Here is a 16,393-nt window from a genome sequence, read left to right as displayed (position 1 = left end):
TGATATTAGTATGTGTTTATAGTTCACAAGCTTATCAACGTATTGTAAACTAAACATAGTGTATTTTAATAGTAACTTGTCAGGAGGTGCCTATCTATGGAGGAACATTACTATGTAAGCATAGATATTGGTTCATCAAGTGTTAAAACAATAGTAGGCGAAAAATTTCACAATGGAATAAATGTGATAGGTACAGGACAAACCTATACAAGCGGTATTAAAAATGGTCTGATTGATGACTTTGATATAGCAAGACAAGCTGTCAAAGACACAATTAAAAAGGCTTCTATCGCTTCAGGTGTCGATATTAAAGAAGTATTCTTAAAATTACCTATCATAGGAACTGAAGTGTATGATGAATCAAATGAAATAGAATTTTATGAAGATACTGAAATTAATGGAACACATATCGAATCTGTACTTGAAGGTATTAGAGACAAAAATGATGTTCCTGAAACAGAAGTCATTAACGTTTTCCCAATACGCTTTGTTGTAGATAAGGAAAATGAAGTATCAGATCCAAAAGAATTAATCGCTAGACATTCACTTAAAGTGGATGCAGGCGTTATAGCTATTCAAAAATCAATTTTAATTAATATGATTAAATGTGTTGAATCATGTGGTGTAGACGTGCTTGACGTATATTCAGATGCATACAATTATGGCTCAATCTTATCAGCAACTGAGAAAGAGCTCGGTGCATGTGTTATTGATATCGGTGAAGATTTAACACAAATTGCCTTCTATGAACGTGGCGAATTAGTGGATGCAGATTCAATCGAAATGGCTGGTCGTGATATTACTGACGATGTTGCACAAGGATTAAACACTTCTTATGACACAGCAGAAAAGATTAAACATCAATATGGTCATGCTTTTTATCACTCAGCTTCAAGCCAAGATGTATTTTCTGTGGATCAAATAGATAGTGAAGAGAATGTTCAATATACGCAAAAAGATTTAAGTGATTTTATTGAAGCAAGAGTTGAAGATATTTTCTTCGAAGTATTTGATGTATTGCAAGAATTAGGATTAACTAAAGTTAACGGTGGTTTCGTCGTTACTGGCGGATCAGCTAACTTATTAGGTGTAAAAGAATTACTACAAGATATGGTAAGTGAAAAAGTAAGAATTCATACACCATCTCAAATGGGTATCAGAAAACCAGAATTTTCTTCTGCGATTTCTACGATTTCTAGTAGTATCACTTTTGACGAGTTATTAGATTATGTTACAATTAGTTATCAAGATAATGAGGAATTTGAAGAGGAAGTTATCGAATCAAATGATAAAGATGCTGACTCTAAATCAAGCGGTTTCGATTGGTTCAAACGCAAATCGAATAAAAAAGATGATTATGAGGAAGAACCTGAAGCACCTCATGAAGAATATGACAACCGCGAAACTCATCAAGAACAAGATCATCATAATTCTCAAGATAAAGACAAAGAAGAAGGTAAATTTAAAAAACTCATGAAATCTTTATTTGAATGATTATTGGCCATTAAAACTAGGAGGAAATTTAAATGTTAGAATTTGAACAAGGATTTAATCATTTAGCGACTTTAAAAGTCATCGGTGTAGGTGGCGGCGGTAACAACGCTGTAAACCGTATGATTGACCACGGTATGAATAATGTAGAATTTATCGCTATCAATACGGATGGACAAGCTTTAAACTTATCTAAAGCTGAATCAAAAATCCAAATTGGTGAAAAATTAACACGTGGATTAGGTGCTGGAGCTAACCCAGAAATTGGGAAAAAAGCTGCAGAAGAATCACGTGAACAAATTGAAGATGCAATCCAAGGTGCAGATATGGTATTCGTAACTGCAGGTATGGGTGGCGGTACTGGTACTGGTGCTGCTCCTGTAGTAGCAAAAATTGCTAAAGAAATGGGAGCTTTAACAGTTGGTGTTGTTACTCGTCCATTCGGCTTTGAAGGTCGTAAACGTCAAACACAAGCTGCTGCCGGCGTTGAATCAATGAAAGCTGCTGTAGATACATTAATCGTTATTCCTAATGATCGTTTATTAGATATCGTTGATAAATCAACTCCTATGATGGAAGCATTTAAAGAAGCAGACAACGTTTTACGTCAAGGTGTACAAGGTATTTCTGACTTAATCGCTGTATCTGGTGAAGTTAACTTAGACTTTGCTGACGTGAAAACTATTATGTCAAACCAAGGTTCTGCCTTAATGGGAATTGGCGTATCATCTGGAGAAAATAGAGCGGTAGAAGCAGCTAAAAAAGCTATTTCTTCACCTTTATTAGAAACTTCTATTGTTGGTGCACAAGGTGTGCTTATGAACATTACAGGTGGGGAATCACTTTCTTTATTCGAAGCTCAAGAAGCTGCTGATATCGTACAAGATGCTGCTGATGAAGACGTGAACATGATTTTCGGTACAGTAATTAACCCAGAATTACAAGATGAAATTGTAGTTACAGTTATTGCTACTGGATTTGAAGACAAACCATCTTCTCAAGGACGTAAAGCTTCTAGTACTGGATTCGGTTCTAGTGTAAATAGTGCTTCATCATCTCATTCTGTAGATAGAGAAGAATCTGTAAGCAGTTCTGCTTCAAGTGCATCATCTTCTGACAGTGTGAACGAAAGAACTCATACAACTAAAGACGATGATATTCCTAGCTTTATTAGAAACAGAGAAGAAAGACGTTCAAGAAGAACTAGACGTTAATTAATTCTCTAAACATATTATTTTAAGTCATCAGATTGAATTCTGATGACTTTTTAATTTTTTACATAGGAATTTTTAAGATTATAACCAGATTCTAAAGTTTAAGAAAAAGCATGTTAATCCATGTACAATTAAAATAGTTTTAATTTAATTACAAATAAAAATGTTATATAATAACTTTACGAAAGCCATTTTTATCATTAATAGCAAATATTGAAAATTCATACTTAAGGTTGTGAAACATTTGACTGAAAAATTTATTAAACAAGATCATTTTTTAGAATACAAAGACGAAAATAAGACAAATACTACCCTTGGATTTACTACGAGAGAGGGTGGCTTAAGTATGTATCCTGAAAATGCATTTAATATGGCTAGATACGTTGACGATGATCAAGATAATATATCAAAGCATCAAGCTATTTTAGCCGATTTGATACATTTTCCTAGAAGAGATTGGGTATTTCCTATACAAACTCATGAAAATAAAGTAGCCAAAATCACAGCTGCAGATAAAGGAACTAATATCGATGCAATCACTAATGATTTACATGGCATTGATGGTCTGTATACATATGAACCTAATATTTTATTAACGATGTGTTATGCAGATTGTGTACCAGTATATTTTTATAGTGAGAAAAATCATTATGTTGGTTTAGCTCATGCAGGTTGGAGAGGTACATATGGTGAAATTGTAAAAGAAATGGTTCGACAAATCGATTTTGACTTAAATGATTTACAAGTTGTGATAGGTCCTGCAACTTCAAATTCGTATGAAATTAATGATGATATTAAATCTAAATTTGAAACATTAGATATTGAAACAACACAATATATAGAAACACGAGATGAAGATAGACATGGCATAGATTTGAAAAAAGCCAATGCTTTATTATTACAAAGTGTGGGTGTACCAAAAGATAATATTTATATTACAGATTATGCTACATCAGAAAACTTAGATTATTTCTTTTCCTATAGAGTTGAGAAAGGGCAAACCGGTAGAATGTTAGCCTTTATCGGAAGAAAGCAAGGTGAAGATTAATGCGTAAAGTCGAAGAAAATTTGGCAAAAATTAACGATGAAATAAATCAACAAAGAGAAAAAAGTAACATTTCAACACAGCCTAGCGTGATTGCAGTGACAAAGTATGTTACAATAGAGCGAGCTAAAGAAGCTTATCAAGCTGGACTTCGTCACTTTGGTGAGAATAGACTTGAAGGATTTAAAGAAAAGAAAGAAGCACTACCTAGTGATGCAGTGTTTCATTTTATCGGTTCTTTGCAATCTAGAAAGGTCAAAGATGTCATCAATGATGTTGATTACTTCCACGCTTTAGATAGAATGAGTTTAGCTAAAGAAATTAACAAACGTGCCAATCATACTATTCCTTGTTTTTTACAAGTGAATGTTTCTGGAGAATCTTCTAAACATGGTATTGATTTAGACGATGTTAATTCGTTTATCGAAGACCTTAAACAATATGAGAATATAAAAATAGTCGGATTAATGACTATGGCACCATTTACAGATGATGTCGAATACATACAGTCATTATTTAGAAAATTACGAATAAAAAGAGACGAAATACACAAACTCAATTTAGAATATGCACCGTGTACTGAATTATCTATGGGTATGAGTAACGATTACCTCATTGCTATAGAAGAAGGTGCTACGTTTGTAAGAATTGGGACTAAACTTGTAGGAGAAGAGGAGTGAGCCCCGTGGCTTTAAAAGATTTATTTAATGGTTTTTTTGTAGTTGAAGATGAAGAAGAAGTGGAAGTACCAGAAGAACGTGAACAAGAACGTGATCGTAAACAAGAACGTGAAGTTGAATCACAAAGAGAGGTAGCGCAAGAACCGGCTACTTCAAAAACAAGTGCAATTAAATCAGTACCACAAAAAAGTTCAACTAGATATAATTCAACTTCTGAAGAAAGGAATTATCGTATGACTAATAATTCTAAATCAAACTCAAGAAATGTAGTAACGATGAATAATAATGCACAAACAAATGTTGCTACTCAAGAAAGTTCAAAAATGTGTTTATTTGAACCACGTGTATTCTCAGATACACAAGATATTGCAGATGAATTAAAAAATCGTCGTGCTACTTTAGTTAATTTACAACGCATTGATAAAGTCTCTGCTAAACGTATTATTGATTTCTTGAGTGGTACAGTATATGCGATTGGTGGCGATATCCAACGTGTCGGTACAGATATTTTCCTATGTACTCCAGACAATGTTGAAGTTGCTGGTAGCATTACAGACCATATTGAGAATATGGAGCAACATTACGAATAAGGAGATAACATATGGATATTGGATTACTTAATACAATATTCCGAATTATAATTTGGATTGTTCAAATCTATTATTATGGAATGATTGTTTATTTCTTTACTTCTTGGGTGCCAAATATTCGAGAATCTAAGTTTGGTGAAATACTCGGGAAGATTTACGAACCATTTTTGGAACCATTTAGAAAAATAATTCCACCAATAGGAATTATTGATATATCATCTATTGTAGCTATCATTGTTTTAGTATTATTCCAACGAGGATTAGTGACTATTTTCAACATGATTTTAGTTCACTTGGCTGGATAAGAGTAAATACTTAAAAGATAGTAAATAATATAGATGTTGTTGAATAACGAGGTAACTGGAAGTATGCCAGTTTGCCTCGTTTTATTGTTAACTTTGTAAAATAAGGTGACTGAACTAGCTAAACTACGTAAAAATAAGGAGGTGTCAAACATCGATATTTATCAGCATTTTAGAAAAGAAGAACAAGCAACCATAGATTTATTAATCGATAAATGCCAACAAGCTGAACGACATTATGCGCCAGTATTAACAAACTTTTTAGATCCTAGAGGTCAGTATATATTGGAAGTTATTGTTGGTAGTTATGAAGATTTGGTTGTTCATTTTAATGGGGGACCTCAAGCTGAACGACAACGTGCCCTTATCACACCTTCTTATTACGAACCAAATGAAAGTGATTTTGATTTAACTTTAATTGAAATAGACTATCCACAAAAGTTTGTTACAATACAACACCAACATGTATTAGGGACATTGATGTCTTTAGGAATAGATAGAAATCAACTTGGAGATATTATTGTTGGAGAACGTATTCAATTTGTTTTGACAAAAGCTTTAGAATCATTTATTATGTTAGAATTCACTAAAATCAAAGGTGCTACAATTAAACTTAATTCTATTCCTTTAAAAGATATGATACAATCAGAAGAGAATTGGAAGATTCATAGTTCAACGGTGAGCGCACTAAGACTTGATGTTGTACTTAAAGAAATGATTCACAAATCAAGATCGATAGCGAAACAACTCATCGAGAAAAAAAGAGTAAAAGTGAATCACACAATCATTGATTCACCTGATTTTCAATTAGAAATGAATGATTTGCTTTCCATCCAAGGTTTCGGTAGAGCACAAATGACCGATATAGGTGGAAGAACTAAAAAAGATAAAATACACATTACCTATAATACATTATTCAAATAGTGTAAAATTAAGGAGGACATATAATGCCTTTTACACCAAGTGAAATTAAAAGTAAAGAGTTTACTCGTGTGAAAAATGGTCTAGAACCTACTGAAGTTGCAAACTATTTAGAACAATTAAGCTCTGAAATAGAAAGATTAAAAGAAGATAAAAAACAACTTGAAAAAGTTATTGAAGAAAGAGATACTAATATTAAGTCATATCAAGATGTTCATCAATCTGTAACTGACGCATTAGTACAAGCACAAAAAGCTGGTGAAGAAACTAAATTAGCAGCGAATAAAGATTCAGAAGCAACAATTGCCAAAGCTCAAGCGCAAGCTGATCAAATTGTAAACGATGCGGTAGAAAAAGCACGTCGTTTAGCTTTCCAAACTGAAGATATGAAACGTCAATCTAAAGTATTTAGATCTCGTTTCCGTATGTTAGTTGAAGCTCAATTAGACTTACTTAAGAATGACGATTGGGATTATTTATTAAATTATGATTTAGATGCTGAACAAGTCACTTTAGAAGACATTCACCATTTAAATGAAAATGATTTAACTGAAGAAGAAAAAGCAATGAAACAAAATGCTCAAAGTCAGTCTCAAACAACTGAATCTTCAGAAAGTACGGTTTCAACATCTCAAAGTGATTCAGTGACTCAATCAGAATCACCAAATCAAAAATAAAAATCAGACGCGTAAGAAACAAAACACTTATCACAGCGAATTAGGAAATGGTGGGAGCCTAATATAAGCATGTTTCTTATATCACTGATTTGTTTAAAATGAATATATTCAAGAGAGAACTCTAAGTTGAGTTAATCAGGGTGGTACCGCGGTATAACCGTCCCTGTTAATTGAACTTAGAGTTCTTTTTTATAATTAGGAGGAATGAAAGTAAATGAATTATAAAGATACGTTATTAATGCCAAAAACAGAATTTCCAATGCGTGGTGGCTTACCTAATAAAGAGCCAAAAATTCAAGAAAAATGGGATGCAGACAATCAATACCAAAAAGCATTAGATAAAAATAAAGGAAACCAATCTTACATTTTACATGATGGTCCACCATACGCTAACGGTAGCTTACATATGGGTCATGCCTTAAATAAAATTATTAAAGATTTCATCGTTAGATATAAAACAATGCAAGGCTTTTATGCACCGTACGTTCCTGGTTGGGATACACATGGTTTACCAATTGAACAAGCATTAACTAAAAAAGGCGTAGATCGTAAAAAAATGACTACTGCTGAATTTAGAGAAAAATGTAAAGAGTTTGCTTTAAAACAAGTTGAAATTCAAAAGAATGATTTCAAACGTTTAGGTGTACGTGGTGATTTTGATAACCCTTATATCACATTAAATCCTGAATATGAAGCAGCACAAATTCGATTATTTGGTGAAATGGCTGACAAAGGTTTAATTTACAAAGGTAAAAAACCAGTTTATTGGTCACCATCAAGTGAATCTTCATTAGCTGAAGCTGAAATTGAATACCATGATAAACGTTCTGCTTCAATCTATGTAGCGTTTAATGTTAAAGATGACAAAGGTGTCGTTGATCCTGACGCACAATTTATTATCTGGACAACTACACCATGGACAATCCCTTCAAATGTAGCGATTACAGTTCATCCAGAATTAAAATATGGGCAATATAATGTTAATGGTAAAAAGTACATTATTGCACAAGCTCTAGCAGAAACAGTTGCAGAAGCATTAGAATGGGATACAGATTCAATCCAACTTGAAAAAGAATTTACAGGTAAGGAATTAGAATATGTTGAAGCACAACATCCATTCTTAGACAGAACTTCATTAGTTATTAACGGAGACCACGTCACTACTGATGCTGGTACAGGTTGTGTTCATACTGCTCCTGGACACGGGGAAGATGACTATATCGTTGGTCAAAAATATGATTTACCTGTTATTAGTCCACTAAATGATAAAGGTGTGTTCACTGAAGAAGGCGGACCATTTGAAGGTATGTTCTATGACAAAGCAAATAAAGCTGTTACTGATTTATTAACAGAAAAAGATGCTTTATTAAAACTAAACTTCATTACTCATAGTTACCCACATGATTGGAGAACTAAAAAACCAGTTATATTCCGTGCGACACCACAATGGTTTGCTTCTATTAATAAAGTAAGACAAGATATTCTAGATGCGATTGATAATACTGATTTTAAAGTAGATTGGGGCAAAACTCGTATTTACAATATGATTCGTGATCGAGGAGAATGGGTTATTTCTCGTCAACGTGTATGGGGTGTTCCACTACCAGTATTCTATGCAGAAAATGGCGACATCATCATGACTAAAGAAACAGTTAATCATGTTGCAGATTTATTCGAACAACATGGTTCAAATATTTGGTTCGAACGTGAAGCTAAAGATTTATTACCTGAAGGATTCACTCATCCAGGAAGTCCTAATGGCGAATTTACTAAAGAAGAAGATATTATGGACGTATGGTTCGATTCAGGATCATCTCATAGAGGTGTACTTGAAACACGTCCTGAATTAAGTTTCCCAGCAGATTTATACTTTGAAGGTAGTGACCAATATCGTGGTTGGTTTAACTCATCAATTACAACTGCAGTGGCAACAAAAGGCCAATCACCATACAAATTCTTATTATCTCATGGTTTCGTCATGGATGGAGAAGGTAAGAAAATGAGTAAATCATTAGGTAACACGATTGTACCGGATCAAGTTGTAAAACAAAAAGGTGCTGATATTGCACGTTTATGGGTAAGTAGTACAGACTATTTAGCTGATGTGCGTATTTCAGATGAAATTTTAAAACAAACGTCAGATGTATATCGTAAAATCAGAAATACATTAAGATTTATGTTAGGTAATGTGAATGATTTCAATCCAGAAACAGATGGTATTGCTGAAGCGGATTTATTAGAAGTCGATCGTTATTTATTACATCGTTTACGTGAATTCACTGCTAGTACAATTAAAAACTATGAAAACTTTGATTACCTTAATATTTATCAAGAAGTACAAAACTTTATCAATGTAGAATTAAGTAATTTCTACTTAGATTATGGTAAAGATATTCTTTATATTGAAGAACGTTCATCACATAAACGCCGTAGTATGCAAACAGTGTTATATCAAATCTTAGTTGATATGACTAAATTACTTGCACCAATCTTAGTGCATACTGCAGAAGAAGTTTGGTCACATACGCCACATGTTAAAGAAGAAAGTGTACATTTAGCTGATATGCCAAAAGTTGAAGAAGTAGACCAACAATTATTAGATAAATGGAATACATTTATGAAATTACGTGATGACGTCAACCGTGCATTAGAAGCAGCTCGTAATGAAAAAGTAATTGGTAAATCATTAGAAGCTAAAGTGACAATCGGTAGTAATAGTGATTTCAATGCTTCAGAATTCTTACAACAATTTAATGACTTACAACAATTATTTATTACTTCTCAAGCAGAAGTAGTTGACCACGTTGACAATGGTCAAGCTTATCAATATGGTGATATCCGTATTGAACATGCTGAAGGTGAAAAATGTGAAAGATGCTGGAACTACAGTGATCAATTAGGATCAGTAGGAGAACTAGATCACTTATGCCCACGTTGTCAAGAAGTCGTAAAAACATTAAATTAATATTAGATCATTGATTTAAAGCTGTTAGCAGTGTCAATTGACATTGCTAACAGCTTTTATTTTATATTTTTAAATTTGAAATATTGATAAAGGTTACTTTATTATTTTTACGTTCATATATTAGCTAATGAAAATTTAGATAGTCATTAAAATTGGAATGAATTAGTGTAAGTTTAATTGAAATGTCATGTTCTCATTATGCTCTTTCAAGCAATATTTTTAGCAATTAAGTTGCTTTTAGTATAAATTTTTAGCATAATATTAAAAATATGGATGTTACTAATAATAATTTCAATAATGAGTTAAATTTATAGATAAGCTTTATGAAAGAGGTAGTATGTATGTTTCATAATAAGAATGCAAATTTTGTAAATGGAATAACTATAAATGTAAGAGATAAAGATGAACTTAAACCTTTTTATGAAGAAATATTAGGGTTAAATATTGTTAACGAAACGATGACGAGCATTCAATATGAAGTAGGAATGTCAAATACATTCATTACGTTAAATGAAATTACTAATGGACGAGAACCATTAATGTCAGAAGCTGGGTTATTTAATTTAGGAATCATGTTGCCAACGCTATCTGATTTAGCTGATTTATTAGTACAATTGAGCGATTATGAAATACCTGTTAACGGTGGAGAACAAAGTGTTTCAACGTCTTTGTTTATTGAAGATCCTGAAGGCAACGGTTTGAAATTTTATGTCGATCAAGATTTTGAGTCATGGCATTATGAGGATGATAAAGCATTGCTTAATATTGTGCCAATTAACGTCCCACGTTTATTAAATGAAGTTTCAGACGAAAAGTGGCAAGGCATTCCAGATGAGGCTAAAATTGGTACGTTACATTTAAAGACGGTACGTATATCTGAAGTCAAAGATTATTATTTAAATTATTTTGGTTTAGAAGAATCAGCATATATGGATGACTATTCATTCTTTTTATCATCTCAACATTACCACCATCATTTAGCTATAAATCAATGGATATCCGGAACTAAACGCGTTGATAATTCTCATTCTTATGGCTTAGCACTTGTAGATTTTCATTATCCAGAAACGACCTATTTGAATGTTAAAGGGCCGGATGGCATATATTTTAGGTTTAATTATATAAAAGAAGAGTGATTCAGTGAAAAAAAGTATAACTTTAATGTTTATAGTGACTATATGTATTACGATAGCTGCAATAATAGATGGATTAAATAATCAAGATATGACAGAGCCCAAAAATCATTTATTAGAAATCAATCCAATGAAATATAATACTTATCAAAAAGGTCAATGTACGTATTATGTTTTTGATAAAGTCAAAGAAGATCACCATCAAATTGAGAACACATGGTCTGATGCAAAAGAATGGGCTAAAAATGCTGAAAAAGATGATTACAAAGTCAATCATCAACCTAAAAAAGGGTCGATATTACAAACAACTAAAGGAAAATATGGGCACGTAGCATATATTGAAAAAATAAATCAAGATGGATCACTTAAAATTTCTGAGATGAATTTTAAAAAAGCTTATGAAATTACAGATAGAACAATTCCAAGTTTTGATGTAGATCAATATCAGTATATACATCCTAAAAATAATGAAAAAGCATAATTAAGAACAACATATCGATACTCATAATAATGCCGATTAGCAAATAAAATTATTTCATTATGTACATCGTATTTATTTTTAGGCTATCCTGTTTTTATATACTTGATTAAGATATAATAAAAGATGTTGTAAAAAAGTGATGAATGGTTTTGAATGGAGGCACATGAATGAAAAAGAAATATTATACTGGTATTTCATTATTCGTAGTCATTTTTATTTTAGTCATTGACCAAATAACAAAATGGATAATTGCTAGTTCAATGAAAATAGGGGATTCCTACGAAGTAATACCAAATTTTTTAAATATAACATCCCATAGAAATAATGGTGCTGCTTGGGGTATTTTAAGTGGAAAAATGTTTTTCTTTTATATCATTACAGTAATTATATTAATCATGCTCGTATTATTCTTTATTAAAGAAGCTAAGTACAATTTATTTATGCAATTAGCTGTTAGTTTGTTGTTCGCAGGCGCTTTAGGGAATTTTATAGATCGTTTGTTTAATGGAGAAGTTGTTGATTTTATCGACACAAATATTTTTGGATATGATTTTCCAATATTTAATATTGCCGATTCAAGTTTAACAATTGGTGTAATTTTAATAATTATAGCTTTACTTAAAGATACAACAAATAAAGAATAGGAGGTAAGGTAATGGAAACATATGAATATCAAATTTCAGATAATAATTATGTAGGTCAAAGATTAGATAAAGTATTACCTGAATTGAATAGCGATTGGTCACGTAGTCAGATTCAAGATTGGATCAAAGAAGATTTAGTAAAAGTAAATGATAAAGTGGTAAAACCAAACTATAAAGTTAAACAAAACGATCATATTATCGTAACAGAACAAGAGGTCGTAGAAGCGGATATCACGCCAGAAAATTTAAATCTTGATATTTTTTATGAAGATAACGATGTAGCTATTGTATATAAACCTAAAGGTATGGTTGTTCATCCATCACCTGGTCATTATACAGGTACTTTAGTCAATGGATTGATGTATCAAATTAAAGATTTATCAGGTATTAATGGTGAAATACGCCCAGGCATCGTTCACAGAATTGATATGGATACTTCAGGATTGTTAATGGTTGCTAAAAATGATATTGCGCATCGAGGCTTAGTTGAGCAATTAATGGCGAAATCAGTTAAACGTAAATATGTCGCATTAGTACATGGCAATATTCCACATGATTATGGAACTGTAGATGCACCTATTGGACGTAATAAAAAAGACCGCCAAGCTATGGCTGTCGTAGATGATGGAAAAGAAGCAGTAACACATTTCAATGTATTAGAACATTTTAAAGACTACACATTAATTGAGTGCGAGTTAGAAACAGGTCGTACTCACCAAATCCGTGTACATATGAAATATATTGGATTCCCATTAGTTGGGGACCCTAAATATGGTCCTAAGAAAACATTAGATATTGGTGGACAAGCTTTACATGCTGGAGTCATCGGTTTTGAACATCCAGTTACGCATGAATATATTGAAAGAACAGCTAAATTACCACAAGAATTTGAAGATTTATTAGATGATATTAGAAAAAGAGATGCTTAATATAGTTTGATAAATCATATAGTTCAATATTTGAATTTAGATATTAATTAAAGTCTAGACATAAGTCATAAACTTATAAAGATAAATAAAAAAATAGTCATATGACTGTTGACTAATTGTAGTTTTAGGATTAAACTAATAACAGTTTAAATAAAAAAATCGTAGGTCTTTAAATGTAAGTCCAGAGAGGCTTCAAAGACATGAAAATGATACTTAATCTACATTAATGTTACTACCTTTATATACTTTTATAGAAAGTTTTTTAAAGAATTGTAACTCATGTAAATGAATGAAAATGTGTATGTGATTATATCTCAATTACACATTATCTATATATCAACCTCATGTCTTGTTAAAGATGTGAGGTTTTTTTCATGTTAATTTATGAGGTGAGGAAATGTCTGAACGCATCATTATGGATGAAGCAGCAATACAACGTACAGTAACTCGAATTGCACATGAAATTCTTGAGTATAACAAAGGTACAGAAGATTTAGTATTATTGGGCATTAAAACGCGAGGTGCTTACCTTGCTTACCGTATTCAAGAAAAAATTAATATGATTGAGCAACAACTTGTTCCAACAGGTACAATTGATATTACACAATTTCGAGATGACATTGATCAAGTTTCAAAGCAATCTTTTGATAAAGCATTTGAGATTGATGTAGACATCACAGGAAAAGTTGTTGTCATCGTGGACGATGTTTTATATACAGGAAGAACTGTAAGAGCGTCATTAGATGCTATACTATTACACTCTAGACCAATTAAAATTGGTTTGGCAACACTTGTTGATCGAGGCCATAGAGAACTTCCAATTCGAGCAGATTTTGTAGGGAAAAATATACCTACTGCACGAGATGAATCAGTGAAAGTATTCTTAACGGAAAAGGATTCAACGAATGCGGTAGTAATTGAATAATATATCCTTTTAAAACAGTACGAGAGACTGAAAAAGGTGAATTGAATTATATAAGCATTTAACTAACTGTAATATAGTTATGTAAACTTATATGACTATAGATACATATTGCTTATGATTCATATCATTGACTTTAGTCTCTTTGCATAACTGTATGTAAAGAGATTTTTTTATGAGAGGAAATGAATCATTATGGAAAATGAACAAATGTTTGAACGTACAGTAAAACCAGTATTAGATGTTAAAGATAAACCAAAAGCAGGCCAATGGGCATTCTTAAGTTTACAACATTTATTTGCGATGTTTGGATCGACTGTACTTGTACCATTTTTAACAGGACTACCAATATCAGGTGCATTATTAGCATCTGGAATCGGAACATTATTATACATATTAATAACAAAAGCCAAAATACCTGCTTATTTGGGTTCTAGTTTCGCTTTTATCACTCCAATCATTACTGGGTTAAGTACACATAGTTTAGGAGACATGTTAGTTGCATTATTCATGAGTGGATTAATGTACGTCATTATCGGTATATGTATACGATTTAGTGGAACAGAATGGCTAATGAAATTATTACCACCTGTTGTGGTTGGACCAGTAATCATGGTTATCGGTTTAAGTCTTGCACCTACAGCAGTAAACATGGCAATGTATGAAAATTCAGGAGACATGAAAGGTTACAATTTAAGTTATTTAGTAGTAGCGTTAATCACTTTAATAGTAACTATTATTGTGCAAGGTTTTTTCAAAGGATTCTTATCCCTCATACCAGTTTTAATCGGTATTATTGTAGGTTATATCGTTTCAATATTTATGGGATTAGTAAAATTTGCGCCAATAGCTAAAGCTAAATGGTTAGATTTCCCAGATATTTATCTACCATTTAAAGATTATGTACCATCGTTTCACCTAGGATTGGTACTAGTGATGATACCAGTAGTTTTTGTGACAGTTAGTGAACATATTGGACATCAAATGGTCATTAATAAAATTGTAGGTAAAAATTTCTTTAAAGATCCAGGATTAGACAAATCAATTATCGGTGACGGTGTATCAACGATGGTTGCAAGTATTATCGGAGGACCACCAAGTACAACATACGGTGAGAACATTGGCGTTCTAGCGATTACTAAAATTTATAGTATTTACGTTATTGGTGGCGCAGCTGTCATAGCGATAGTACTCGCATTTATAGGAAAATTCACAGCACTTATTTCTTCAATACCAACACCAGTCATGGGTGGTGTATCTATACTATTATTCGGTATTATCGCCGCAAGTGGTTTAAGAATGATTGTTGAGAGTAATGTTGATTTTGCTAACAATAGAAACTTGGTAATAGCATCTGTCATTTTAGTAATTGGTATTGGAAATCTACTTATCAATTTAAAAGGTATTGGCATAAATCTTCAGCTTGAAGGAATGGCATTATCAGCATTATCAGGTATTATTTTAAATTTAATCTTACCTAAAAAATAATCAGTTTAACTGAGGAGGCAAACAATGGAACATTTATTATCAATGGAAGATTTATCAAACGATGAAATTTTTAGCTTAGTTAAAAAAGCAAGTCAATTTAAATCTGGAGAAGTTAATGTACCGCAATACAAAGATAAATTTGTAGCTAATTTGTTCTTTGAAAATTCAACTAGAACAAAATGTAGTTTTGAAGTTGCCGAACAAAAGTTAGGATTGAATTTAGTTAATTTTGAGACAAGTACATCATCAGTTCAAAAGGGTGAATCCTTGTATGATACTTGTAAAACTTTAGAAAGTATTGGTGTTAATTTACTTGTAATTAGACATTCTCAAAATGCATATTATGAAGAATTAAATAATTTAAATATCCCTATAGCTAACGGTGGGGATGGTAGTGGTCAACATCCAACACAAAGTTTACTTGATTTAATGACAATTTATGAAGAGTATGGAAAATTTGAAGGTCTAAATGTATTAATTTGTGGTGACATCAAAAATTCTCGAGTAGCTAGAAGTAATTTTCATAGTTTAAAAGCATTAGGTGCAAATGTAATGTTCGCGAGCCCCGAAGAATGGGTAGACGATACAATAGAGTCATCATATGTAAATATTGATGATGTGATTAACCAAGTAGATATTGTGATGTTGCTAAGAGTTCAGCATGAAAGACATGGTATTACTGGAAAGGCCAATTTTGAAGCTGAAAATTATCATCAACAATATGGGTTAACTAGGGAAAGATATGATAAATTAAAAGAAGAAGCTATTGTCATGCATCCGGCTCCTGTAAATAGAGGAGTAGAAATCGAAAGCGAATTGGTAGAGGCACCTAAGTCTCGAATATTTAAGCAAATGGAAAACGGTATGTATTTGAGAATGGCAGTTATTGATGAGCTTTTACAATAAGGAAG

The 16,393-nt window shown here is 32.1% G+C and carries 16 protein-coding genes; all 16 read left to right on the top strand.

The window, feature by feature from the left end:
- Positions 1-96: 96 nt before the first annotated feature.
- The 16 genes from ftsA (at position 97) to NSQ15_RS07880 (ending at position 16,388) form a co-directional block, all read left to right on the top strand.
- The gene (gene ftsA, locus NSQ15_RS07955; RefSeq protein ID WP_340747077.1) at positions 97-1,494 is read left to right on the top strand and encodes a cell division protein FtsA; all 1,398 of its coding nucleotides are present in this window, start codon (positions 97-99) and stop codon (positions 1,492-1,494) included.
- Positions 1,495-1,526: 32 nt separating this feature from the next.
- On the top strand, positions 1,527-2,705 hold the full coding sequence (gene ftsZ / locus NSQ15_RS07950) for a cell division protein FtsZ (RefSeq protein WP_017637168.1): 1,179 nt from the start codon (positions 1,527-1,529) through the stop codon (positions 2,703-2,705).
- A gap of 244 nt (positions 2,706-2,949) precedes the next feature.
- Positions 2,950-3,753 carry a peptidoglycan editing factor PgeF gene (gene pgeF, locus NSQ15_RS07945; protein ID WP_017637167.1) on the top strand — a complete coding sequence of 268 codons (804 nt, stop codon included), beginning with the start codon at positions 2,950-2,952 and terminating at the stop codon, positions 3,751-3,753.
- On the top strand, positions 3,753-4,430 hold the full coding sequence (locus NSQ15_RS07940) for a YggS family pyridoxal phosphate-dependent enzyme (protein WP_070451411.1): 678 nt from the start codon (positions 3,753-3,755) through the stop codon (positions 4,428-4,430). Before pgeF ends, NSQ15_RS07940 begins: the two co-directional genes overlap by 1 nt.
- Positions 4,431-4,435: 5 nt before the next feature.
- Entirely contained in the window at positions 4,436-5,020 is a 585-nt protein-coding gene (locus NSQ15_RS07935) for a cell division protein SepF (RefSeq protein ID WP_017637165.1), read from the top strand.
- A gap of 11 nt (positions 5,021-5,031) precedes the next feature.
- The gene (locus NSQ15_RS07930; RefSeq protein ID WP_017637164.1) at positions 5,032-5,325 is read left to right on the top strand and encodes a YggT family protein; all 294 of its coding nucleotides are present in this window, start codon (positions 5,032-5,034) and stop codon (positions 5,323-5,325) included.
- A gap of 141 nt (positions 5,326-5,466) precedes the next feature.
- Positions 5,467-6,246, top strand: coding sequence for a YlmH family RNA-binding protein (locus tag NSQ15_RS07925; RefSeq protein ID WP_107999716.1), 780 nt, complete (start codon positions 5,467-5,469; stop codon positions 6,244-6,246).
- Positions 6,247-6,269: 23 nt separating this feature from the next.
- Entirely contained in the window at positions 6,270-6,920 is a 651-nt protein-coding gene (locus NSQ15_RS07920) for a DivIVA domain-containing protein (RefSeq protein WP_340747076.1), read from the top strand.
- 214 nt (positions 6,921-7,134) lie between these two features.
- Positions 7,135-9,885: an isoleucine--tRNA ligase gene (gene ileS, locus NSQ15_RS07915; protein WP_070451407.1), complete on the top strand. Its 2,751-nt coding sequence runs from the start codon at positions 7,135-7,137 to the stop codon at positions 9,883-9,885.
- A 341-nt stretch (positions 9,886-10,226) separates the two neighbouring features.
- Positions 10,227-11,021 (top strand): VOC family protein, encoded by a 795-nt coding sequence (locus NSQ15_RS07910; RefSeq protein ID WP_340747075.1) that lies wholly within the window; start codon positions 10,227-10,229, stop codon positions 11,019-11,021.
- Positions 11,022-11,025: 4 nt separating this feature from the next.
- Positions 11,026-11,499 carry a CHAP domain-containing protein gene (locus tag NSQ15_RS07905; protein ID WP_070451403.1) on the top strand — a complete coding sequence of 158 codons (474 nt, stop codon included), beginning with the start codon at positions 11,026-11,028 and terminating at the stop codon, positions 11,497-11,499.
- A 167-nt stretch (positions 11,500-11,666) separates the two neighbouring features.
- A complete protein-coding gene (gene lspA, locus NSQ15_RS07900; RefSeq protein WP_340747074.1) occupies positions 11,667-12,143 on the top strand; it encodes a signal peptidase II in 477 nt (158 codons plus the stop codon).
- Between the two features lie 11 nt (positions 12,144-12,154).
- Positions 12,155-13,072: an RluA family pseudouridine synthase gene (locus NSQ15_RS07895; protein WP_029055476.1), complete on the top strand. Its 918-nt coding sequence runs from the start codon at positions 12,155-12,157 to the stop codon at positions 13,070-13,072.
- A gap of 397 nt (positions 13,073-13,469) precedes the next feature.
- Positions 13,470-13,997 (top strand): bifunctional pyr operon transcriptional regulator/uracil phosphoribosyltransferase PyrR, encoded by a 528-nt coding sequence (gene pyrR, locus NSQ15_RS07890; protein ID WP_017637157.1) that lies wholly within the window; start codon positions 13,470-13,472, stop codon positions 13,995-13,997.
- Positions 13,998-14,189: 192 nt separating this feature from the next.
- On the top strand, positions 14,190-15,482 hold the full coding sequence (locus NSQ15_RS07885; RefSeq protein ID WP_340747073.1) for a uracil-xanthine permease family protein: 1,293 nt from the start codon (positions 14,190-14,192) through the stop codon (positions 15,480-15,482).
- Between the two features lie 24 nt (positions 15,483-15,506).
- Complete coding sequence (locus tag NSQ15_RS07880; RefSeq protein WP_340747072.1) at positions 15,507-16,388, top strand: aspartate carbamoyltransferase catalytic subunit; 882 nt, start codon at positions 15,507-15,509, stop codon at positions 16,386-16,388.
- Positions 16,389-16,393: the final 5 nt, after the last annotated feature.

It is taken from the genome of Staphylococcus sp. FSL W8-0774 (assembly GCF_038006785.1).
Classification (GTDB): Bacteria; Bacillota; Bacilli; order Staphylococcales; family Staphylococcaceae; genus Staphylococcus; species Staphylococcus pasteuri.
This window is presented reverse-complemented; position numbering and strand designations above follow the sequence as displayed.